The organism is Agaribacillus sp. DX54 (assembly GCF_056858335.1).
The window spans coordinates 1-25,184 of the sequence record NZ_JBXEQE010000033.1; the positions used below are offsets into that span (position 1 = coordinate 1).

Annotated in this window: 12 protein-coding genes; 3 read left to right on the plus strand and 9 right to left on the minus strand. The window is 44.9% G+C overall.

Going from position 1 to position 25,184, the window contains the following annotated elements; genetic code table 11:
• Window positions 1–23: 23 nt before the first annotated feature.
• The 4 genes from AC04NP_RS24830 to AC04NP_RS24845 form a co-directional block, all read right to left on the minus strand.
• Window positions 24–872 carry an NmrA family NAD(P)-binding protein gene (locus AC04NP_RS24830; RefSeq protein ID WP_482862721.1) on the minus strand — a complete coding sequence of 283 codons (849 nt, stop codon included), beginning with the start codon at window positions 870–872 and terminating at the stop codon, window positions 24–26.
• 99 nt (window positions 873–971) lie between these two features.
• A complete protein-coding gene (locus AC04NP_RS24835; RefSeq protein WP_482862723.1) occupies window positions 972–1,835 on the minus strand; it encodes a helix-turn-helix domain-containing protein in 864 nt (287 codons plus the stop codon).
• Window positions 1,836–1,942: 107 nt separating this feature from the next.
• Complete coding sequence (locus AC04NP_RS24840; protein ID WP_482862724.1) at window positions 1,943–4,216, minus strand: TonB-dependent receptor domain-containing protein; 2,274 nt, start codon at window positions 4,214–4,216, stop codon at window positions 1,943–1,945.
• A gap of 111 nt (window positions 4,217–4,327) precedes the next feature.
• Window positions 4,328–4,711 carry a hypothetical protein gene (locus tag AC04NP_RS24845; RefSeq protein WP_482862725.1) on the minus strand — a complete coding sequence of 128 codons (384 nt, stop codon included), beginning with the start codon at window positions 4,709–4,711 and terminating at the stop codon, window positions 4,328–4,330.
• A 324-nt stretch (window positions 4,712–5,035) separates the two neighbouring features.
• Here AC04NP_RS24845 and AC04NP_RS24850 point away from each other — a divergent pair, with 324 nt between their 5' ends.
• A complete protein-coding gene (locus tag AC04NP_RS24850; protein WP_482862726.1) occupies window positions 5,036–8,233 on the plus strand; it encodes a GEVED domain-containing protein in 3,198 nt (1,065 codons plus the stop codon).
• On the opposite strand, the gene AC04NP_RS24855 is transcribed toward AC04NP_RS24850, so the two are convergent.
• The gene (locus tag AC04NP_RS24855; protein ID WP_482862792.1) at window positions 8,211–8,471 is read right to left on the minus strand and encodes a DUF5996 family protein; all 261 of its coding nucleotides are present in this window, start codon (window positions 8,469–8,471) and stop codon (window positions 8,211–8,213) included. The two genes, AC04NP_RS24850 and AC04NP_RS24855, sit on opposite strands and share 23 nt — an antisense overlap.
• Window positions 8,472–8,702: 231 nt before the next feature.
• The gene (locus tag AC04NP_RS24860; RefSeq protein ID WP_482862727.1) at window positions 8,703–9,623 is read right to left on the minus strand and encodes a ring-cleaving dioxygenase; all 921 of its coding nucleotides are present in this window, start codon (window positions 9,621–9,623) and stop codon (window positions 8,703–8,705) included.
• 103 nt (window positions 9,624–9,726) lie between these two features.
• On the opposite strand from AC04NP_RS24860, the gene AC04NP_RS24865 reads away from it, so the two are divergent.
• The gene (locus AC04NP_RS24865; protein WP_482862728.1) at window positions 9,727–9,849 is read left to right on the plus strand and encodes a hypothetical protein; all 123 of its coding nucleotides are present in this window, start codon (window positions 9,727–9,729) and stop codon (window positions 9,847–9,849) included.
• Between the two features lie 244 nt (window positions 9,850–10,093).
• Here AC04NP_RS24865 and AC04NP_RS24870 read toward each other — a convergent pair whose 3' ends face one another.
• Window positions 10,094–11,848 carry a GAF domain-containing protein gene (locus tag AC04NP_RS24870; RefSeq protein WP_482862729.1) on the minus strand — a complete coding sequence of 585 codons (1,755 nt, stop codon included), beginning with the start codon at window positions 11,846–11,848 and terminating at the stop codon, window positions 10,094–10,096.
• Window positions 11,849–11,859: 11 nt separating this feature from the next.
• Window positions 11,860–12,159 (minus strand): thioredoxin domain-containing protein, encoded by a 300-nt coding sequence (locus tag AC04NP_RS24875; protein ID WP_482862730.1) that lies wholly within the window; start codon window positions 12,157–12,159, stop codon window positions 11,860–11,862.
• A gap of 484 nt (window positions 12,160–12,643) precedes the next feature.
• On the opposite strand from AC04NP_RS24875, the gene AC04NP_RS24880 reads away from it, so the two are divergent.
• A complete protein-coding gene (locus AC04NP_RS24880) occupies window positions 12,644–13,174 on the plus strand; it encodes a PLDc N-terminal domain-containing protein (protein WP_482862731.1) in 531 nt (176 codons plus the stop codon).
• 146 nt (window positions 13,175–13,320) lie between these two features.
• On the opposite strand, the gene AC04NP_RS24885 is transcribed toward AC04NP_RS24880, so the two are convergent.
• Window positions 13,321–24,693, minus strand: coding sequence for a T9SS type A sorting domain-containing protein (locus AC04NP_RS24885; RefSeq protein ID WP_482862732.1), 11,373 nt, complete (start codon window positions 24,691–24,693; stop codon window positions 13,321–13,323).
• Window positions 24,694–25,184 lie beyond the last annotated feature (491 nt).

Genomic DNA, 25,184 nt, shown 5'->3' on the forward strand with positions numbered 1-25,184 from the left:
GCAAAGAGGTTGGCCGGGTGGTTTCAGGCCTGATTGACAGGTTGTTTCGTTGGACGCCAAATGCCACTTGCAGCCGTCTCTTTGGCATATTCTGAGAAATCCTTCGCTTTTCTCCCAAGTACTTTTTCCGTATCATTAGTAACACTGGCATTCCTGCCATCCAGCACTTCGGTGAAAAGATAGTCAATCAACCATATAAACGTTTCAGGTACCTGGCTACCGGCAAGCATTTTTTTGTACTCTTCCATGGGTAGTGTACTGAACCGGATGTCCCTGCCCGTAGCTTTTGAAATTTCGGCCGTAGCCTGTTCAAAGGTCAAAAGGCGGGGACCGGTCAGTTCATACGTCTGTCCATTATGTTTTTCATCGAGGAGTGATGCGACAACAACATCGGCAATGTCATCTGTGTCAACCAGTGGTTCAGGTGTTTCACACTCCGGCAAGACAACTTCGCCGGCAAGGATTGGCCCCAACAGGAAGCCTTCGTCAAAATTCTGGTTAAACCAACTGGCGCGAACAATGGTCCAGTCGATCCCGGCATCCATGACGATTTGTTCACAAACCCCGGCTTTATCTTCGCCCCTTCCCGAAAGTAAAACCAGCTTTTGTATACCGTTTTTCACCGCTTCAGTTGTAAACCTTTTTATGATATCCGAAGCGCCAGGCATAGCCAGGTCGGGTTGAAATGTCATGTAAACTGTGTTCATTCCTTCCAGGGCGCCGGCCCAGGTTTCAGGGTTTTCCCAGTCAAATGGGGGGTTTTCACGTCTGGAACCAAGGCGAATGGTTTTGCCAAGGTCGGTCAATCGTTCGGCCACTTTGCGGCCGGTTTTTCCTTTTCCTCCGAGAATTAAAATCTTTTTTTCCTGCATGACTAATCTATTTAAATACAACTTTATTTACCTCACAAAAATGCAACTATTGATCCGGTGGCATTTGTCGTAAAAGGATTGAGATTTGCTCGAAAAGGATTACTTTTTTATTTCGCTGGGACGGAAGCCAAATTTTTTGACAAAGGCATTTGAGAAGGAGCTTACGCTTTCATACCCCACTACCCAGGCTGCCTCCTGGATGTTGATATCTCCATCTTTCAACAGGTCATAGGCTTTGTTTAAACGCTCATTCTGAAGGTGCTTGAACACAGGGACGCCAAACAGCTCTTTGAAATTCTTCTTGAGTTTGTAGCTGTTAAGGCCAATGAGCCTCGAAAGCTCGTTTAAAGAAGGGGGTGTTTCAATGTTATTGGAGAGTATCTCTTTGGCCTGGTAGAGTTTTTCCCGGTCCTGTTTTTTGATATTACCCCCATGGCTTTCAGGATCTGAAACCAAAGCAAAAAAATGGGAAAGCAATTCTGTTACCTGACTCCTTAAAAACATCATTCTGGTTGCGCCTTTGTAAGGGGTTTTAAAGATTTTATCGACGGCATTTTGCATGTCATGCGTCATGTAAAAGTTAGGCCCTTCCACAAAGTTATCAACGGGATTGACAAGTTCATCAAGGTAGCTGGTAAATATTACGCCTTCCTGTCTTGGTAATTTCGGAAGGTTTTTGAAAGTCAAAATGATACAAATGCATTGCAGAGGTTGTTCCGAAGATATTTTATGAACAAAATCCACTTTGTGATTGGCATAAAAGGACATGGCAAATCCTTTTGTGTTGTTGAAGGTTCTTTTTTTCCTCCCATGGTTGACGTTTAATGCTACATTTCCCGTACCGTAAAAAGAGAACCCGATAACCTGATCATCAAAGCCACATTGGTCAACGATGGTTTCTTCATCGTTTGATTGTTCGATCAAAACCATAAAATCATTGATTTCTATGATATCCCGTGTCATTTAAGGTAGCTGTTGCTTATGCGTTATAACGGTCATGGCTGGTTTACGGGTTTAAATATAATACATATTTGTGAGTTGTTGGTGAAATTCCGGAGTCATCGTATGACTTAGAAATTAAGATTAAATGAAGTAAAAACATTCCGGCCCGGGGCAAAAACCGGATCGTTGGTGCCCCTGACCGATCTATTCAGGTGTTCATAGTAATTCTCATCAAACAGGTTATTCACACCGGCACTCAACCTGATGGCATCTGAGAGTCGATAAGATAATTTTACATCCAAAAGAGAAAAAGACGGGGTAACCGTTTCCCCGAATTCTGTGGAAATTTGTGATTGCTCCATAACATGCCGGAAAACGACCTCAGGATGCAGCTTGTCTTTCAGATAACTACCGCTTAAAGCGTATCTGAAATCCAGCGGGGCAATCTCGGGCAGGGGATCATCCCTTTCCAAATCCCTGGCATATGTATAGGCGACACTTACCTGGTGCTGCAGCCCGGCAAAAAGCACCTGCGTCCAGTTCAACTCAAAACCGGTTTTAAAGGCGTCATCAATATTGATAAACTGTCGAACGCCCGGGCTGGTCGGAATGCGGGGCGTCAATGTTGTATCTATGAGTGATGATATAAAATCCTGTAAATAAGAGGCAAAAATGTCGACGTTCAATGCTGTTTCATTGGTTTGCCATTCGAAAGTCAGATCTAATTGCTGGTTCACTTCGGGGTCGAGCTGTGGATTGCCCAGCATCTCAAAAGGGTCTTGTCCCACCGGGAAATAGTTGATGAAACGCTCCGTTAAGCTACCACTACGTTGTGCCCTGCCGAGCCATAGGCCCAGTTTGATTCCCTGCGGTAACCTTCTCGATACTCCGAGACTCAGGCTGGGGTTAACTTGTGTTTCCGCTGTTTCAGGATAAACCCTGGTGAATTCCTGGCTGGGCTCTTCGATGTCTGCATGATTCAACTCCGTCCTCGCTGAAAATACAAATTGGTAGTTCTCTCGATCGAGGTGATACTCTGCAAATACACCGGTTTTGCTGATCCTGCCATTTTGCCAGGCGTTATCCTGCACCGTGTTACCGGTATTTGGACCGGTCAGAAATTCGCGGGTGCGAATTCCTTCCGCACCTTCTACCCGCAGATCTGCTCCGGCATATAAAGTGCTACGGGAAAAGCTCCATACACCTTCGGTCCGGCCACCGTAATTGTAGGTATCGGCCGAGGTGGCGGCATCAAGCATGCGTGGATCGAGCGGTTTTAGAAGATTATCCATTAAATGATCGACGATTGATCCAAAAACGGTGGTATTCCATGATTTTAAAGGGCCACTGCCGAAGCTGATATCATGACGGGCATTAAACATCCAGGTATCATCTTCACGTAAATCCATCGGCAAGGCCGGAAAGTCGGCATCCCTGGCCAGGTTATAAAGGGCTGAGACCCTTAATTGCTGGTTCCCGGTCAGTTTTAAACCCAGGTTTGTGCCAATACTTACCCTTAAAAAATCGGCCTGAACCCTCTCGCCATTTCCGGCGCGGTAGTCATTTCCCTGTGACCATGAGCCAAAAATGCCCAGATCATACTTTTCTCCACTGAACCCAACCAATCCCTCACTCCTTAAAATGTCTCCATTATCTTCATATCCACCTGATAACCGGCCGTAAGTATCAGGCTGATCCGTGAAGCGGAGTTTTGATGGAATATAGTTAATAGTGGCACCAAATCCGGTACCATATCTTAAAGCATGAGGGCCTTTAAGTACCTCTATTCTGTCCATCATGTTGGGCGCCATCTGGCTGGTGGGTGGATCCATGCGGTTGGGACAGGCTGCCGTAGCACTTTGCGCACCATTTAGCACGATGTTCAGTCGATCATATTTAAATCCTCTGAAAACAGGATCAAAACCATAATTTCCGCCTTTCCTGATGCTGTTAAAAGCAGGACTTTGATTGAGTACCGAAGCCCCGTCATGTGCCATACGGTCCTGGTATTCAAGACGCAGCTTATCAGACGGAGGCTGGCTTCCCTGCCGGATAGCAATGATGGTAACCGGGTACAGGTTGATTGTAACGCTTTCCCTGTAGTAAGTCCCGGCCCTGATCATTTCTTTCACCCCGGCATCATCCAACTGCCATTCCCCATAACTCACATGAGAAAGTTTCATGGGTGTCCCTTCCCGGTAGGCAAACTCGATGGCACCTTCCTCGTTGGAAATTCCTGACGCTTCTCCATATTGAAAAGTAGCCCCGGCAATTGGTAAAAAGGTACTTTGATCAAGCAGTCGCACCAACGCCATGTTTTGGGCCAATGCTACGGAGGTATACAGGTTGAAGAAAATCACCATGCACACCACCCAATGTATCGATAGTTTGTTTAAATTCATCGTCGTGATTTGTTTGTTGACCGAATCAATTGTGTTAAAACGGCATAAAAAGTAAATTTTGTGCATCCGTGCACATTCGATAGGCAGAACTTTGTTATCTAAAGCGCTGTGTTAAATCACGCTTGGGCGGGGTGGGTGAAAAACCCGATGTATATGAAGTGAAGTGTTGAGCGGTTGGTCATAGCTAAAACCAGCTTTTGTTTGCACAGTGATGTCCTTTATAGATTGTGCTGTGGTTGTGTCAGTATAATAAGTAACTTCCTGCTTTTCCTGTGAAAATGGCCGCGGTTGATTTTGTTGGTCCTCTTCTGCTTTTTTTAGCTGTTCAGACAAATAACAGTTTCCGTTGCATACGGTGATTGGTTCTTCCTTGTTGATGCAAAGTACCCTGGCGATGTATTCCTGGTTGATTTTAAAATCAATCCATACATTCAGCTTGTTCAATGTGGGCAGGAACAAGGTAAAAATCAGTGATATGGACAGCGCTTGTTTCAACGATTGTCAGCTTTCTGCAAATATAGCAATGACCCACCTGATTTTAATAGTATTTAGCGGTTATTAATACCTGAATATCAATTTCTTCCACTATTGACTCCACGCAGGAAAAATCGCCGCAAGTCCATTACCATTTTTCATTCAACCTGATTTTGTTATTATCAATTCAAACGTAATGTTTTTGGTTTGTGTTTTATAACATCGTTTGCGCTTTTTTGACCTCTAAGGCACGCATGTAAGCATTGTGGTATGAGTGTTGGAAACTTTCCTGTTTTAACTGGTATATATTAAAATACCTGGGAAAGCGATTTTATTTAGCGCATCATGACTTTAACATTTTTTAAACATCCCCTGGCAAGTATCAGACTGTTGCCGGGATTTTTTATTACATTATCTATCGGAGTTTTGAATACCTATGCCCAGGTAAATGATTATAACTTTTCCGTTGGTGGCAAGGACTATTATGTTAGCGATGGCGTGCTGGCATTTAGTTATTATGAGCCAGGGATGGTGTTTGTAAATAAAGAAGTAAGCCGGGATGACAAACAAGTCGTTGGTACTGGCTACGAGATCGGCTTTCCCTTCTATTTTGAAGGGCAATACTTCGACCGCTTTTCTATATCCGCAAATGGTTTTTTAAAATTAGGAAATTCCGAAGCGCCGTTTCCGATTTCTACCAGTTCTTCGCTTGGCGCTACTTTTTCGGAGGATGATGCTATATTAAACAGGAATACTATTTCTTTTGCCCAGCGGGATGTTGCCCCCACTGATAAGCCGTTTGTTATGTTATCCAGACATTTATACAATCTGCCGGGTGAACGCATATTGAACTTGTCTGTTTCATTTTTTTATCCGGAAAATGGTTTATCCGTTGGTATTACATTCTTTGAAAAGGATCAATCAATACAGCTAAGGTATGCATTCAGGGATGCGGGTGAGTATCATGATTCCTTCAAAAAAATTTCTGTTGGGTTAAGGGGTAACCTGCTGACCAATGAGCCGGGAAATATACGCCTGCTACAAATTCAGGAAGGAGTCGGCACCTGGGCTAATCCTCAATTGACAAGTGATCCTTCGGCTTATTGCGACTTAAACAGCCATACCTTTGAACCTACCATGGAGGACTTTAAAGGATGGATCTACAGATTTACCCCTCCGTTGGAAAACCTGGATCCCTGTCTGCCCATGTACTTTTATGCCCACAGATCATTTCCCAACTGGACGGTGACACAATACCACAAAAAGCCAGGTGTAGTCGACCATTGTGCCATAGTTAACGGAAATACAAATGTTCCTGCTACCAGGCTGGAAATCGGCTGGGCCAAAAATCTGGCCGGTGAAGCATCTTATGATATCCTTTTAGGCGTGGCAGATGCCACGCCCGATACCCTGGCCCTAGCCACCACTGAAGCCTCATTGTCTCTTCCTAATCTTTCCAAAAGCACCAGCTACCTGCTGCAGCGCAGGGTATACGATGCCGATGGTGAGCTCATGTATACATGTCAGGCTACCTTTTCTACCGGTGAACTGGATGGTTACTGTCAGCCATCCCCACATTTTCAATGGCCAAGAACAGCAGGAGGACTTGATAAGATAAGACAGTTCAGTTTCAATACCATTAATTATAACCGCTCACCCGAAGTGGAGCAGCTACAACTACTTCCCCGCGAAACACCCTATACGACCGAATTACAAGCCGGCGAAACCTACACCTTCCGGTTAACAAATGATCTGTCTAATCACTTCGCATTTAATTTATGGTTATACCTGGATCTGAACCGGGATGGAGATTGGGATTTTGATACCGAAACTACCCTGATTGGCAGGGCCAGCAGAGGGGTTGTGTTGGAAAAGGATATTACCATACCGGAAGACATTGTATCCGGTGAGACCCGCATGCGGATAAAATTCATGTATACCGGGGCGACAAATGCCAATGCTAACCAAGCCTGTGGCAGCACCATCTATTTAGGCAACCGGCAGGACTATATCATTACTTTACTGCCCCCGGCCAATTGCCAGGATCTCTCCATGGCCCCAAAAATCACCGACATCAGTTGCTTTGGCGCCTCAGACGGTACCATTGACCTGGACATGGAAGGTGGTACAACTCCATACAATATCCGGTGGCAAAAAAACGGGGAAGACATTGCGGAAACCTCGGCGGTTCTCTCCCAACTGGGCCCGGGCACATATCGGGCATTTATCGAAGATGCAGCCGGTTGCAAGTATCAAACCGACAGAATGACAGTAACACTACCTCTCCCTTTGGATGCAGCCGTGGCGTCAACGCCCACGCGCTGTTTCAGGTCAAGTACCGGAAGTATAAAGCTCGACATAACAGGAGGCACTGCTCCCTACGATGTCGCCTTAAGCCAGGAAGAAGTGATACATTCCACCACTACCACAGACGCTACTACATTAGATGGCCTTGCGGCGGGTCAGTATAACGTAGCCGTTATTGATCATACAGGATGTACCTGGCAGCAAAGCATCACCCTATTGGAAAGTCAGGACAAACCCCTGTCAGCCCATGCCTCTACCAGGCCTGTCGTTTGTTCCGGGACACCTACAGGAAGTATTGCGCTGGCAGTATCAGGGGGAAATACCCCGTATATCGTTGAGTTAAGTCAGGAAGACATAACGCACACCACCATTACCACCTCAGATGAGGCCACCTTCGATGGTCTTATAGCAGGTCCGTACACTGCCACAGTTACCGATAATACCGGGTGCATTTGGCAACAGAATCTCAACGTAAGTGATAGCCAGGGCGAAATTCTGCAGGTTAACACATCCTCAGAGCCCAAATCCTGTTTTAAAAGCTCCATGGGAAATATCACACTGTCAATAGCCGGCGGAGCTGTTCCCTACAGCGTTACACTGAGCCATCGAGACCAGGTGTACACCGCCACTACCAAAGATGCCGCTACCTTTAACAGGTTGCCGGTCGGTCCATATACTGCCACGGTTACAGATCACACAGGGTGTACATGGCAAAAGCAAATCGACATATCAGCAAACCTGAGTGAACCATTAAAATGCACTTACACCCTGAATGAAAAATCCCCGGGGACGATATCGGTCGACTGTTCCGGGGGAACCTTGCCATATACCTATTATTGGGATGCCAACATTGCCACCGGACCGGTAACAGACCCACTGGAACCGGGAAGATATGCAGTGACTATCAAAGACCATCTGGGATGTGTCACAAGGCTCGACGGCATCAGGGTGACCGGCAAAGATTTGGTTACCGCACTACCCGGCCCGTTAAATCACTCCACCTATCGGTTATACCCAAACCCCGGCTCCGGTAAAGTGTGGTTGATCGCTGATCGATCAAAACAAGTGTCTGTTAGCATATCCAATGCTTCCGGGCAGGAATTGTCGGTTTTTAGCCTTCAATTGTCAGCAGATAATCCCGTAAAACTCCATTTACCCGACAACAGCCATGGTGTGCTGCTAATCGCCCTCACAGATGATGTTACCTCGGAAGTCATCCGCTACGTAAAAAAGTGAGTGATTTTTTGTTGCCTTCCGGATGAAATGACCTTTTTTCGCCCCAACCGGAGGTTATTTCAAAGAGATGATTCAGGAAGTGAAAATCAAATTGAAAATTACCTTTTTTATGCGGCACAGGGCCACTGGTCAATCCTCGCACACGAACCAAAAATGTGATATGCCACCAATGGTTTCTTTGGGGCATCAGATCCGGTTTAACTTTTCCCACAATCTGAAGCCAGAGATGCAAAGTGATCTTAGTATTTTCCTATGCCTCCAGCGGTAAAGGTGGGAAAATTTTTTCAGTCTTTTCTGTGATCATTGTTTAGTTATTTTGGTATTTCGGTGCCTGGTATACAGCTTTTGTTACAGCGGCTCAATATTTTCCCTGCTCATGTTCCCAGACTTTTGTTACTACCATGACAAGGATAGGGAATTGTACCGGGGTTTTCACCCTTTTTTAATCATTCTTAACCGAGCACTGGTCTTAACCGAGCACTGGCAAAACCTTCTCAATTTCAGCCCTTCGAGGCTCGTACATGACGGGTAACTTCAATCCGGAGCCAAGCGCTTCCAACGGTTCGTCGGCTGTGAATCCCGGAGGATCGGTAGCAATTTCAAACAGCACCCCGCCCGGCTCACGGAAGTATATCGACATGAAATAGTCCCTGTCGATAAGGGGCGTTACGTTGTACCCCAGGTTCGCCAATTGCGCTCTGAAGTAAAGTTGTTCCTCATTGTCTTTCACACGAAAGGCCACATGATGTACCGTTCCTCCGGCCACATGTCCCCGGTGACCATCAGGCAGGCAAACCAGGTCAATGATGGCAGCCCCTTCCGCCGCCCCGGATTCAAACCGGTAACGATTGACCACTTCGGCAGTTAACTGAAAGCCAAATAACTCTGTGAGCAACCGGGCGGTTTTTTCATAACCTTCCAGAGAAAGCGTGACATTATAAAATCCCCTGACTGCGTGCTGCGCACCTATTTTACCGCCTGTGTAAGGCTTGCGTTCGTCGTGGTCAACAGCAACTAACTCCAGCTTCAGTCCATCCGGGTCGATAAAGGTCAGGTATTCTTCACTGAGCCGTTTAGCTGGCTTATTGTAGATGATATTTTCTTTCTCAAAGCGCCTGATCCAGAAATCAAATGAGCCCGAAGGCACTGAAAATGCCGTTTCAGTGGCCTGTCCGGTGCCCCTTCTCCCCTGTTGGATTTCCTGCCATGGGAAGAAAGTGAGAATGGTACCGGGGTCACCGGTTTCCTCAAAAAACCTGCCGGCCAGGAAATAAGAACCTTCAAAAGAAAAGGACAGGTATCTTCCCAAGTTGCAGGCCAGCTCAAAGCCCGGCTGATGTCCGATGTACCGGAGAATAGGGCATTTTATCAGGGAAAAACAGGGGTACACGTAAACTTTTCAGCCAGACATTACAGATCGCTGTCATCTGCTTTGCACCACCACAGCAGGGAAAAATTACTCAAACAGCGCGTTTTCAATTTAATGCAGGGCGATGAAGATACATGATGCAGAAGGTTTGGAAAACGACGCGCTCTTTGAAGGTATCCTGGAAGGAGAGATGGCTTGTCAACCTACTTTTTCGAGGTTTAAGAACGGCTCAGCGGGGCGTTTTTGACCTTTGCTCCTGGGGGCATTATAGTAGATTCCCCGGCAGGTCATGGGGAAATTATTATTGATACCGACTCAACAGATGATCCTGCTCATGGCAGCAAGCAACAAAACTTGAAAGATCCATTTTCAAAGGAGCTGAAAGGTACTTCCTTTAGGACCGGTGGGGCAAGCTCACCTCATTATATTCTCATTTGACAGATCAGGTAGTACCGGGACCGGCCTTAAAGCATTTCTGTCCGAAACAGGAACTAATCGACGGAATCAGCCAGTTTTTTGTCCCCTTTTCCCGTCTTATTTCGTCCGTTTATATAAGGAGTGATGTCTACCACAAATTTTAAAACTCTGGTAGGTGTATTGTTCTTGTCATACAGTACGGGGGTCCCTAATTTTGTATAACGGATAAACTCGCCACGGTGAGTAATGCCTTTTGCCAGGTCGTTCCAAAACTGTTGGTATTCTTTGCTCCTGGCGTACTTGTGGTCAACGAATATCCTATGATGATATCCTTTCAGCTCTTCTTTGGAATATTTCATTACTTTGCAGAATGAATTGTTCGTATCAATGATGATCCCTGTCATATCAAATTCAATGGAGCCTATACCACCTTCATCCAGGGCTTTAAGGCGACTTTCAAACTCTGAAGACTTTCGTTCCATGTCCTCTTGGGTAGCGGATAACTCTTCCATATTTTGCTGCATTTCTTCCTCTTGTGCTTTCATAGTTTTCGCTTGCTTTTGTGATTGAGCGTAAAGTACTTTGGTACGTTCATTTACTTTGGCCGAGGTAATGATGGAGGCTATGTTTTTACTCACTTTTGTCAAGAACTCTACCTCATATTCTTCAAAATCACGAAAAGAGGCCAGCTCCATCACTCCTTCTATGATCTGGTCATTCTGGATGGGTATAATGATCAAATTGCTTGGGGTGGACTCACCCAGTCCCGAGGTGATAAAGATATATCCTTCCGGTATTTCCCTAAGGCGTATGATGCTTTTTTCCATATACGCCTGCCCAACAAGCCCCTGGCCTATTTCTATGCGTCTTTCGATGAATTTTTTACGATCGTAGGCATAGCATCCTTTTAATTCAAGATACTGCTCTCCGTTTTCATCTATTAGGATAAACATTCCGCCCTGATTAACATTCAGGTATTTCGCCAGGTATGAGATCACTTTGTAAGAAAGATCATTCAGGTTTTCAGAATACTTTCGTATGATGTCGCTGATCTCAGCAATGCCCACGTTGATAAACTTTTCCTGGCGCTCACGTTCAGCGCTGTGTTTCAGGTTATCACGCATATTGAGCAAAGCAGAGCCCATTTGATCGCCTTCCCTTAGCTCGTAAGAAGTTTTAAAATTTCCTTCTGCAATCTGGTTGGCAAACTCGATATTGTCCAGCATCCCTTCCTCCATTTCTTTGAGTTTAATGATGCTTTCTGCATTCCGGACGGTGTTATTCTCCAGGATATGGGCATAGATCATGGCCAAAACTACGCCTACTGCATAAAGACCTGCGTGAAAGAAAAAGGTAGTCAGGTCCATATATTCGAGCTGTGTGAAATAGATTTTTTGATAGACCTCGTTTTCATTGACCACCCCAAGGTATTGGATATACGCAAAGGAGGAATGGTGTATCACTACAAAGATCAATTGAGGCAGGAACACATATTTGTTTTGGTAGGTGATCAAGGCTATAATAGCAATAAATGCCGTGAAATGCATTTCAAATAAGCCATGCATCTGATGTATGAACTGGGCCATAAAAATACCAGCCACCAGGCTGGCCATATACTGATTGATGTTGCTGCCCTTGAAAAAGGTCTTGGCACTAAAATATAACACCAGGTTAAGGAGACCTACACCAATTCCCACAAAGTAAGTATCATAGAAAAAAGAAAGAAGGATGCCTAAAACAAAATAGCCGATAAGCAGGATTTCGACGATCGTATTTGATTTTGAATGAATGTCATTAAAATAAGTTTTGAGTTGTACTTCAGAAACCATATGATTTGTGTTTATAGGAAATTATAAAAGTATTTTTTAGTTGAGTTAGAAGGTAATTCACAGCCATAAGCTATTTCTGCGAACCGGGTATTTCCGGATAAGCAGAACCTGGCCTTATTATAATTGCCTCTGTAGAACAAAGTATTCTCTTTCTGGGTAACCGCCTGAGGGATGCTGTAGACGCCTAACGCTTGAGCAATCTCTCCTTTCGATTCATGTAAGATTTCTGTGCCCAGGTCATATTTTTTCTTAAACCCGTTTACAGCATTTCGGTCATTATCGTCAGTTTGAAGTACTGCAATGAACCTCACCTGACTGGAGTATTTTCTTATAATAGACTGGAATTCCCTGATGTTGAACCTGGAACAAGGGCCATCATAGTTGTAGAAACGTGTATAAGTGTTTTTATCAAGAGAAACTGCAAAGTATACATTTAAAATATTGACCTTTTTTAAGTTTTCCGGTTTTGGAGTAGGCTGGGCAAACTTATATTCCTATTCCCAAAATATCAATACAATAAGAGATAATATGCTGATAGCTAGAATTACATATAGATAGGTCTTTAATTCCATTGAGAATAAATGATGTAATGGCCTTTCACAGGCTTCTTAACTAACCTTTAAATAAGTTCGTAAATACTTGCGGCGAAAACAGGATAAACTATATGAGAGTTGGTGGTATGTAAGAAATAATAATATTTTAAACGATTTTATTTAATTATTCCACCCAATGTTTAAACGTTAATTCTCTCATGCTCTTTTAAAAACGAGCGCTATCTTAGCAAAGTGGGCTTTAATGGATGGTGATATGACCTGGCATGCTTACAGTATTCTTACCCTGTTTTTTAGTATCTCCTACCTTGTTACTATCTTATTCACGGTATTCATCATCATTTTAGAAGACAATAACCCTATTAAAACCATTTCCTGGCTGATCGTGGTCATACTCCTTCCGGTACTGGGTATGTTGTTGTACCTTAATTTTGGGCGGAACTTCAGAAAGGAGAAGCTTTTCTCCAGGAAAGGACTTGCCGATTATTTAAGTATCAAGACATTAGAACCCCATCAGCTCGATAATCTGGAGGATGAATTCATCCAAAAAGATCCGAAGCTCAAAAGCAAGCGACACATTATGCGGCTTTTACTTAATAACAGTAAGGCATTACTTACTCAAAAAAACAGGATAGAGCTACTGCATAACGGGGCTGATGCCTTTGCTTCTATCCTGGCAGCATTACGTACGGCGAAGGACCATATCCATTTGGAATACTATATCTATGAAGATGATGAGATAGGAAATAAAATAGCTTTGCAACACCCATTTTAAAAAATTATCAGCCTTAACAGCTAATACAGACCCCTTTTTAAAAAAGTGCGGAAAACAGGTGTTGGCGGCTTGGCCTGACTTGTGGAAAGCAACGCCTGTATGGAAACTTAAAAGTTACTAACTGATTTAGGAAAACCGTTTAATTTTTATAGAATAATGATTTTCTTTTTAAACGCCTGTCCGTTTTGCTCTATGATCATAATGTAAATACCACTTCCCATTTTCTGATGAATCTCAAGGGTCCTTTCAACAGCAAAATATTCTGGATCATGGATCTCTCTATAAAATATTTCACCAGCCATGTTAATGATCTTTATGCTGATCTTATTTTCTCTATTGGCTGTCAATACTTTCAGATTGATTTCGCCCTGAAGTGTCGGATTAGGAAAAATGAGGGCTTCCATGGTTTTACCTGTAAATTCATTTTTCACACTTACCACATTTGAATATTCAAATTGTCCATCAAAATCCATTTGTCTCAGGCGATAGAAGGACTGACCGAAGAAGGGGGTTTTATCTACAAAACTGTAATTGATGGTTTCATTAGAAGTTCCATTTCCATCTTTTTTACCAATGACCTCCCAGTTTTCGCCATTTTCAGATCGTTGCACTTCGAAGAAATCATTGTTAATTTCAGAAGCGGTTGTCCAGTCAAGTACTACCTGGTTGTTTTCCAACCTCGCTGTAAAATTCAATAATTCAACGGGCAGCGTATTACTGAAATTCTCCGAAGCAAGGACAAAATCGCTAAAGGTAGTGAAGGCATTGGAAGTTATAAAGCCCGCGGGAGTAGCTGATCCGAACCCTCCTATGCTTACCCAATTTCCCGAACCATCACTTTTGGCAATCCTGAGATCGCCGAGATCAGGAGCATCGGTGGATACATCGTCATCCACACCATAATCAATTCTTACCGTTGCACTGGCTACCGCAGCCGGACTGCTTTGGGTTATATTATAGTATCTTATGGACGAGACATTGGTAAGGCCGCCAGTCAATGTCCTGGTGGTGGGAGGTCCCGAAAATATTTGGGTGGTATAAGTTCTTGAAGTAGGCGTACCGGTTTGTGTTACTGACAATGTCAGGGGCCTGTAGTTGGTACCGTCACCCAATGGGTATACCAGATTGTTGTAGGTGTTGTTATCCGGCACTGTATAGGCCAATACACCGTTGATATGACTCGTGTTGCCTCCCCCACTGATTGAAGCGCCGGTAGCATCTAACGTGAAGAAACCAGTTGGCGTTGAGATAATATCCCCACTGGTAAGTGTCAATGTCCCGCTGAGGGTACTATTTCCACTTAGCGTCAAATCACCTGCACCGTTTTTTGTCAGGTTATTGAAGGCGATCGATCCCGTCAATGCCTGCGCGGCGGTCCCGTCAAAAGTGACTGTTCCTGCACTGGCGAGTGTGGTAGTACCTCCATTGTCAATAAAATCACCCTCCAGGGAAATGGGATCGATGTTGGAAGCATTGAAAGTCGCCCCCGATTCCACGGTAATGCCACCGGAAAGATCCAGGCTTCCGGAAGTGGCGGTGAGTGTTCCGCTGTTAACGGTGACATTTTCGTTGACAGTTATCGAGGAAGTAAAAGTAAAAGGATCCGACCCATCGATCGTCAGGCTCTGAAAGGTCACCGGGTTGCTGACATTTTGGGCGACGGTGCCGTTAAATGTAACAGTCGATGGGCTGGAACTGGTAAAGCCGGTTCCGGCTACATTATTAAAATCACCGCCTACGGTAAAGTTATTGCTACCTAAAGCCACGTTTCCGCCGGTGATGTTAAAATCACCGGTTGTTTCATTATTGTTACCCACAATGTTCAGCGTTTGAGCAGTTTTATCGACTGTAAGGATACCAAAGACCGTGGTACCTGCCATGGATTGGGCGGTGGTGGTATTGTTAAAGGTAACAGTTCCTGTATTACTGAATCCGGAACTTCCGGCAGAGTTACTCCAGTTACCGGAAACATCAATGTTGTTGGCTCCTGCATTTACAATACCGGAGGCGCTCTGGATTGTAAAATTGTTTACAGTGATGGATGAATTAATAGTTTTTGATCCTGTATTGTCAAATGCCAGGTTAAAAAACGTCAGGGATGGCAGGGTTTGGGTGGCTGCTCCGTTCAAGGTAAATGTACCTTGTCGTGGTATCAGCGTTCCACTGTTGGGGGTATTTAAGTTCCCTCCTAAAGTCAAACTGTAGTTTTGCACATTATCTGCATCCAGGGTGCTTGCGTCAATGGTCAGATCCCCTAATACAGTAGTAATAGCACCCAACGTTTTAGTGTCACCACCACTGATGGTTAGATTGTTGTAAATCAAAGGTGAAGATGGCAAGGCATATGGTCCTGCACCATTGTAGTATTCGACCGTACCTTGTCCGGCATCGAAGAATGTCGTTCCTAATGTGGTGTAAGCCGGGAATGTACCGCTGGCTAACCTTAGTGTACCCGTTCCGTCAACCGGGCCAAAGGTATGGCCGGTAGTAGTACCCAAATCAAGCGTTCCGTTGATTGTCAGATCCGAGGCGCTTTGGGTATTACCGGATATGGTAATGGCATGGGCCGCCTGGATCTCAACCTCATTATCGGCGTTCGGCAGACTGGCAGGTGTGCTTCCCGAACCATCAGGTTGGGAATTCCAGTTCGCAAGTGTACTCCAGTCTCCGCTGTTAACACTGTAGAGCTTAGGGAAAATGGCTCCCGGTTCCCCGGCGATCCATTCCGTCATTGTCACTGTGACATTGGTACCTCCCAGGTTGCTGCCAAACCGATTGCTGGCAGGTAAAACAAAATCATTGCCCGGCTGAATCCAGTTGGAACCATCCCAGTATCGGGAAATGTAGCTTACCTCGGTTCCCTGAACATCCGCATCTGCATAGATAAAGTCGAAAGTGGCAGTGATGTTATTAAGTCCTCCTGAAAGATTCACCAGGAAATAACGATTAAGTGCTTTATTCGCATCACCTGAGAGATTACTATTTGCACCTGTAACAGATCTTACAGTCATGCTTCCGCCCGCATTGACTGTTGCAGCATCAATCACGGCAGGTGTGTAGGAAGTTCCTACTCCGATAGGATATGTAAAATCAAAACTGCCGGCCGTGGATGTTCCATTTTTAATCAAAGAAGAACCTGTGGTAGTACCCCCTGTTACAATCATTCTGTCAGCACTGAAAGTACCTGAAATGCTTCCGGCAGTGCCGATGGTTAAATCATGGCCGCTTCCTGTTAAAACGATATTCCCGTCATTTTGCATGTTTAATATACCGGTAACTGTGACGGCATCATTTAAAGTCAAGGTAAGACCGGAGGCCTTGGCCATTGTCAGGTTATTGAAATTCGTTGCCCCAGCTAAAGACTGGTTGCCGGTCAGGTTATTAAAGGTCACTGTCCCCTGATTAGTAATCGCGTCCGCATTTCCGGTGTTATTTGAAAGGTCACCGCCAATAAGAAGCGGATCGGAATTCAGATTTAATATACCGGAAGTAAGGGTAAGATGATTATCGACGGTCAATTGATTAGTGTTATCGAATGTCCTCACACCCGCTGCATTATTAACTACAAGGTTGTAAAACTCTTCAGGCTCAGTTTGCCGGTCCACCTGAATATTCTGAAGGGTTGTACCGTCAAAGGTGACTGTTCCCGTACCAGGCACAAAGGCACTGTTGTTCCGGGCATCCCGGTACCAGTTGCCGGCCAGACTGATGTTAAATGTAGTTGCCTCCAGTTGCACCCTTTGGTTGATGGTAAGGTTACCATTGACGTCGATATTGTCTCCCAGGGTTTTGGTTGATTCCCCTCCGGCATTTACCCCATTGCCTCTTGAAAGCGTAAGGTTCCCATAAGGGGCGCCATTTAATCCTGAAATCACTTCCGTGTCATCTCTGCCATCATAATGAACCGTACTTCCCACATCCAGGGTATAAGTGGCATAATTTGCCGGAAAATTGTCTCCGTCCCCCGTCCGCAAGGTCGTACCTGCCAGCATGGAAAAAGTACCACCATTGGTAGTTCTGTCGGCTGTGAAAGCATTTAAATCAAAACTTCCCCCACTCATGGCCAGATTACCAATCACTGAGATATTGTTTGTTAGTGTTTTGGTCCCGGATCCTGAAATGGTCAGGTTATTATAGGTAGGCTGTACCGGGATATTATAATTATTGCCACTACCATACTCGATGGTTCCGCCTCCTGAAGCCACAAATACAGCGTCTAAACTCGGCAATACCGGAGTAATCGCAGTAGCAGGGCTAAGTTTCAGGATACCGGTGCCTTGTACCGTACCCAGTTGACTAATATCTTCTTCTACAGCATCGACAGTACCTCCGGCATCGATTTGTGTGCTGGCAGATTGTGCAACGGTTCCATTCTGAATGGTAACTGTATGGGTATTAGCGATAATGACAGGATTTGTACTACCGGGAATGCTGCCCGCATCGGCTCCGCCGTGACCAGTAGTAGACCAGGTACCGGTGGCACTCCAGTCTCCGCCGCCTGTTGCATTTCTGCTATAATAAATCAATGGGTTTGAAAAGGGCGACTCTCCGGCAGTGTAAGCCTGACCGCTTAGTGCCCCCGTAGAAGTTACATTAATCTGATCGTTGGGATCATCTACATTTCCCGTATTTCCTTCTGTCCAGGTAGTACCGTCAAAAGAGGCATCAAGATAGTTGGCTTCCGAACCGTTATTGAGATCCGTAACCTCGAGATACTGATAATTATGCGTGATACTGGGATTTCCACCAAATCCTGACGTTGAAATCAGCCAGTAATAATCCAGTGAATTTGTTGGGGCGCTGGGATGTTGACTGGCAACCGGGATTACATTAATTGTACCGGTAGCTGCGTTACCCGTGGTAACGGTCAAAGTAACAGGCCTGTATCCGCCGCCAGTCCCCAGGGGAAATACAAATGTCTCATTGTTTAGTGCAGGAAATGACTTGGTAATACCGGAAGCTGAATTGCTTCCATCGGTTTGGACCATGGTCGTAGCAGAGGGCGTACCCTGAATAGCTGTACTGGCAGTATTGGTTAAAAGTAAACTGTTGGACCCGATATCCAGAATACCACCGCTTAATGTTAGTTGATTGGTCACCTCCGTAGCGCTGCTGGTAACCGTCAACCCGTTGGCATTGTTAAGCCCAAGATCATAAAAAGACACAGGCTGACCTGCTAAAGTTTGGGCAACGGTTCCGTTAAAAGTAACTTGCCGGCTATTGGTGGCGGCGTCAAAAATACCAGCCGTAGTGGTCCAGTTCCCTTCAACCGTTAAATCAGTACCTGATGCCAATTGTACTGAAGTTCCGGTATTATTGATTTCCAGATGATGGAAAGTGGCAGAGCCAGTGATTATTTGTGTACCGGAAATACCATTGAAAGTGGTAGTACTGGGATTGCCGGTTAGAAATGTTCCATTGGTAATGGTAAAATTACCACGGACAGACATGTCGACATCGTCTTGCGTCGGATTACCCCCATTTGCCCTGAACAATTTGAAATCAGCATCTGTATTCATGGTAAAATCGTTCAGCACCACAAAATCCAGTTCTCCATTCCGGGCAGCCCCGACATCAGAGTTACCCGAACCATTACCAATATTCAAATTCCAGAAAGGTGCTCCTGAAGTTACCTGAATTTGACGGTTGGTCACGGTGCTGTTAGTGATTATTTCCACGGTACCACCGGTGACATTATGGTTTACCCCATTAATTATTCTGAATCCGGTACCAGAGCCCGTGGCATTATTTCTCATGATACGGATCGTTCCGTTAGACATGGTAAAGGAACTACCTGCGTTTGTGATAGCAAAATCTCCTAGTACTCCGGAATTGCCGGTTAGTGATTTATTATTTGAAACGATGACCGTGCCACCGGATTGACTATAATCGATAGCAGTGGTTGTAGGGTTGCCCCTGATCGCTCCTCCCACTGTTAATGTACCACCATCGACCGCGATGGCAGGATTGCCGGTGATATATACAATGTCATTGTCTTGCAATCCTGTTGCATCATCCCCGATATGGATGGCTCCATCAGATATTTGTAACGTTCCGGCCAGTAAAAGACTGTTGCTGGCCGAGGTGATTTCCACCTGGGCTCCGGCATCATTAACCCATAACCTCCCGGTGGCCGGCAGACTGTAATCAACACCACCTGTACTTAAAGTAATGGTATGTGCGGAACTTAACTTGAACGTACCATTCTGAATTTCCAGGGACTTTGAAGTACCGTTCGCAGGTGCCGAAAGTGTGAAATTGGTTGATGTTACCTCTAATTCGGGGGTTTGGGAAGTACCTTTGTTAACAATCAGCCTGTTAAAATCAGTGGTAGCCCCACTTCCTGATAATGTGGCATTTGTAGCTCCTGTAAAGGTCACATCAGCGTCACTTCCCGCAGTATTTAAATCAAAAGTATTATTATTTGTGAAATTTCCCCCTATGTTTAAATGATGCAGGGTTGTTCCGGCAGGTATTACATCAATAGTTCCTTCATTGGACAAATTGCCTGAAACATCTATGCTCCTGGCCGTTCCATCCGGTAACCTCAATGTGGCGGTTGCCGAGCTGACATCGATATTCCCTCCCACTGACAGGTTACCAGCCACCGTACCGCTGATCAATGCCGTTGCACTACCTGCAATGGTCAGATTACCGGTCAAGTTAAAATCGGCATCCGGAAAGGTTTTGGAACCACCTGATCCTGAAATACTTAAATTATGAAAAGCTGCAGGCGTGGAGGGTAATGTATAGGTTCCTGACCCACTATAATCAACCGTTCCACCGGAACTGCCTAAAAAGTCGGTGTAGGAACCACCGGGGAATTCAGGTGATGTTGTGGAATTAGACATGATTCTCAGGATTCCGGAACCTACGACTGTTCCAAAATTATGCCCGGTAGTGCCATCGGCAATTTCCAATGTGCCATCTGCCTGCAATTCCAGACTGGCTGCTCCGAGATTACCTACATTGGCGATAATGGTATTGCCACCTCCTATGAATACAGGTCGGTTACTACCGGGAATGGTAGAAGCCACCGGCCCATTAATAGCCGAGGTAGACCAGGAGGAGGCCAAATCCCAATTGCTTGTCCCACCTGTATTAGTACTATAGTAGGTAAGCACTACCCCAAACTCTGAAGGTTCACCGACGGTAAAATCACCATTGAGGTAATTGACAGCCGGGAAGCTAATAGCATTGGTAATGGTATTCACCAACGATATATCACTGATGCTGGTCCAGGTTACCGGAACATATCTCGCAGGAATATAGCCTGCTTCATTGCCCTGAACATCTGCATCCACATACGTATAAGTATGAGTAGCTGTGACATCGCTAAACCCGGTGTTGCTAACAGACCAATAATAATTTAACTCGAGTAAAGCAGCATCACTGGTGAAGGGATTTGCGCCGTTTACAGGTTTAACTGTTATAATTCCTCCTGTCCCGGTGCTGGTTACATTGATGGTAGCGGGCGTATATTTGCCTGATACACCGACAGGCCAGGTAAATGCACCTGTTCCTGCGTAGGCCTTGCTAACACCGCCGGCAGCTACACTGCCTTCTACCCGGATCATTTTATTTTGATCAGGGCTACTCACACTAACCGATCCGGCAGCACCAATGTTTAAAACGTAGGTATCTATATTTAAAATGCCATTGGTCAGGGTCAGTACACCATTTACAGTCTGATCAGCGGTAAATAAGGCATTATTCGTTGCGTCATCCAACTCCAGATTCTCAAATATTCCTGTTCCGTCACCTCCGATACTATGAACCGATACACCACCGGTTACCAAAATTTTACCTGTACCGGTGTGCGTTGAAGAATTAGAAACATTACCATTTACCGTCAATGTGTTCCCTCCATCTGCCAAAACGCCACTTGCGATGGTTACATCCCCTTCTGCGATCAAATCCGTATGCTGGGCCAGTGTTTGCCCATTTGTCAGGTTCACAATCAATGACTGATTACCCAAACCACTCCATTCAGGCGTTTGTGTGGTTTTGTCATTGCCGATATATTCTATCGTATAATCATCGGTGCCCTGCACTGCACCAGTCATTATACCACTGGCATCTGTGTTGGTTCTAAGAATTTTTGAACCGGATGTCATTGTCAAATTGGTTCCGGTAACAAAAGTTCCACCAGATAAGGTCAGGGTAGATCTCACGGATTCAGCAGCACTCAGCGTTTTTGTACCGGTACCTGAGATTGTCAAAAATCCAAATTGTGCTGTTCCGGGAATATCGACTGCTGCATTGCCGGCACCATCATATTCAACGATACTGTTAATATCTAACGAGTAGTTGGTAAAGGCCGTGCTGCTTCCCGGAAAATGGTTGAGTCCATTGGTGTTACCGATTGTTAATTGTCCGGATGCTCCCAATGTAAATGTACCTCCTTCTGCATCCCGGTTGATTGTATTAGTATTGATATCCAAAATACCGGCAGCTACCGTCAAATCACCACTGATTTGATAACTGTTTCCGGAATTAACAATTTCCACAAACCGGTTATCACCCGAAGGATTATTAACGGTAAATGTGCCATAAGTATGGGAGTCATCGATATTCACATCAAACCCTTCCGAAGAGCCGGTTTCAGTGGCAGTTCCATTCCCAAACCTAAAAGTACTGCCGCTAAAATCAACTGGCGAAGGGAAAGCATCTATCCCGCTAAGAAAATCACCGGAAGAAGGGTTTCCCTGTGGAGAAATTCTTAACGCCTGACCACCTCCGGCATTGGCATTAGGATTTACTATGGTAATTATGCCACCGGTAAAATCTACAATACCCCGTTCGAGGTAAAAAATATGGTTAGTGCCTAACAAATTTTGACTGCCCAACGGATTGATATTAAATTCTCCACCACTCATTAAAAACCTTGCATTGGCATCCCGCAATCTGAAGCCACCGTTAAGATTCAGCACGCCCGTTCCCGATATTTCCAAAGCACTGAAGTTAAGGCTACCGAATGCGGGATTTGTATTGTCATTTCCTATATCAAAAATACTATTCCCATCACCTATATTAACCGTACCCCCACTGATGCTTACCTGTGTTGCTGCTGCGGGATTAGTAGCATAAATAAACCGGTTGTTACCGTTACTGTCGGTGGTACCTACATTGAAGGTTCCCCCGGAAATGGTAGCACTGGTTCCGGAATCCACCGTAAAACTGGCGGTAACGTTACAGGTTCCACCATTCATGACAAACCGGGCTCCGGTCGTATTTAAACGAAAGTTTCCAATGTTTCCTCCCCCCACTTGCAACAGACCATCACTATTCAAAGTGACTATGGCATTAGCCCCATCGACGTCCAGTATATTCCTGGTCGCCGGTGTTGGTAATTGGACGGCCAGATTAGGAGCAATGGAGAGTGTGGCTGAACTGGCTCCCCCTGTTCCATCACCGATGGTAAGTATTTCATTGCCACTGCCATTGTTACTCAGGTTAATGGGGTTATTATTGGAAATTGAAGTGAGTCCGGCGTTAGATAATACGTTAAAATTTCCATCATTGATCAATACATTTCCCCCGTCTCTCAACTGAATAAGATTCCCTGCAGTGATAGAGGTAATGCTTTTCCCTACTTCTATGGTACCGCCATTGAGCGTTAAATCACCATCAATCAAAAATCTGGTATCGCTGGCACTGGTTATTAAAGGCTCTATATCGAGCAGCCCGCTGTTCATGGTATAGCTTCCGGTTCCTGAAATAGTTAAACCCGAACCAAATGTAACCGTGGAAGCTCCGGAAGCAATAAAAGCACCCTGGACGCCGGAACCTCCTGTTACACCGGTGTTGTTACCAGCGACAAAAGGAAGTCCATCATTCAGATTTACATTGCCCAATAATACATAGTTTCCAAAAGTAACCGTGGTTCCGGCATCACTGATTGTCAAAGTACTTTCAGTGCCGCTACCGATCACCGACCTCGTGACTCCTGCACCCGATCCTGTCCCCACATTCAATGTCGCCCCATTGCTGATGGTCATATTAACAACAGTAGCTACATTATTTTTCTCAAAATTGTCCTGGATATTCACCACTCCCCCCGAGACATTGAATGTAAATGTTCCTGTGGCGGCCCGGAATCGCACATTACCTTCTCCGGATGTCGGGTTACCAATATTTACCACCCCACCGGTAACTGTAAAGCCGGTATTACCGGCATCAAATATTATGCTCCGGGCATTGGCAGTGGTAGTAGCATTGAGAATATTGAAGGTACCTCCATTAACAATCAACTGTGCCCCGGTCTGATTTAACTCCAGAAGGTCAGGGGCAGCCGTTATATTTTCTCCGATATCTACAGTCCCATCGTTTAGGGTAAAAGTACAATCTTCATTCAAATCAAATACATCACCGAACATGTCGAAGTTAGTGCCTGCATCGTCGATCACTAAACTGGCACCATTGCCAGGGCCGCCATTCAACACAAAATTTCCCGTACCATTGCCCACACCCGAGGTCTGTCCTACAGACAGCGTGGCACCGTTTGATACCGTAAGACCGGTTCCGGCCTGAAGGGTAACGTCGTGCGTATAACAAGAGGTACCATTGATGGTTGATCCCGGGCCGTCAACGGTCAGTGTACCATCGGTTGGCCTGTTGGTAGCCGTGCCATCTCCATCACCTATATTTAACAGGCCTGTACCACCAACGGTGAGGGTACCATTAAGGATTAGGTTCGCTATAATTCCGGTTCCGACACCACTGGCACCACTGTTAAACCTTCCCCCGCTGATTGTTAAATCCCCGTTTATGGTTCCTGTTCTGTCCTGGGAGGGATTGACAATCATATCAAAGGTACCATTGAGGATTTCGATGGAAGTATTAATAGTAAAGCCACCATTATCTTCTCCCGTATATGTCGCTGTGTTATTATGCACGTAGGTGCCGGCAGTGAAAGCAGAGCGGTCACCGCCAATGGAATTAGTGAAGTTTATTGAGCTGTTGATCATCCGGTTGTCCGGTCCTATACCCGAATTGTTATAAGTCACTTCATAGGTGTCATAAGTCCCTTCGCCGCTGATGGTTTGATTGGTTGCTCCATTAAAGGCAAGGTTGACGATTCTATTGGTGGTAGAAGCCTGCAGATCAAATGTTCCCGCATTTGTAAGGTTTCCACCTATACGCAAAGTATGCGTCCTGTTCCTGGCTACTCCCGGCAATGCCGGCGTCCCCGAACCTCCTTCTACTGATAAAAGCTGACCATTGCTGTTAACTATCACATTACCAGTAACAGCCAGGTTAAAATTTGCATTTAAGCCTCCACTGTTTGTAAAAGGAAATCTCAACACACCATTGGCTCCGTCGTCATCAATGGTCAGATTACCAATGGTCGTATTGTCGTTGTATGTTATTGTATGATTGGACCCGATCAAAACGATATCATCTACCTCATCTCCGGGAATTGTGGCCGCGGCAGCTCCTGCATGGGAAATAGTTGACCATGTATTCACATCGTTCCAATTTCCATCTTGACGGCTATAATAAGTAGTTTGTGCCATTGTCAGGTTATACCACCCAAAAAGGCATATAATAAATAAAAAAATTTTCCTCATATGTAGAATCTTTTCACAAGCCCTGAATAGATTTCGACCAATATTTTAACTACTTTTAGACCAAGTTTTCTTTGTTCAAACACCTAAAATGGGGATTAAACACATTCATTTTATACTCGTAAATATCTGCAGAATTAGAAAAAGTAACTAATATTCAGAAGCCAGCCATTGTCAAAAAGGTGTAATAAAATCCTGGAAACTTTATATTTCTAAAGATCTTCCGGACATTAAAATCACTTTGATCGTAGGAAAAGAAAGCTAAAATTAAATTTTATAAAGAATTTATTGACTTTTTTATGCATTCAATAATTCTTATCCAAACCTTTACAGGTGATATAATTTCCGGTAAATTCCGGGAAGCCCTCACCCAACCTTCAGAATAATATTACTTGTAATGACTACATATAATCCCCTGAATCAAATGGATAGAAAAGGTG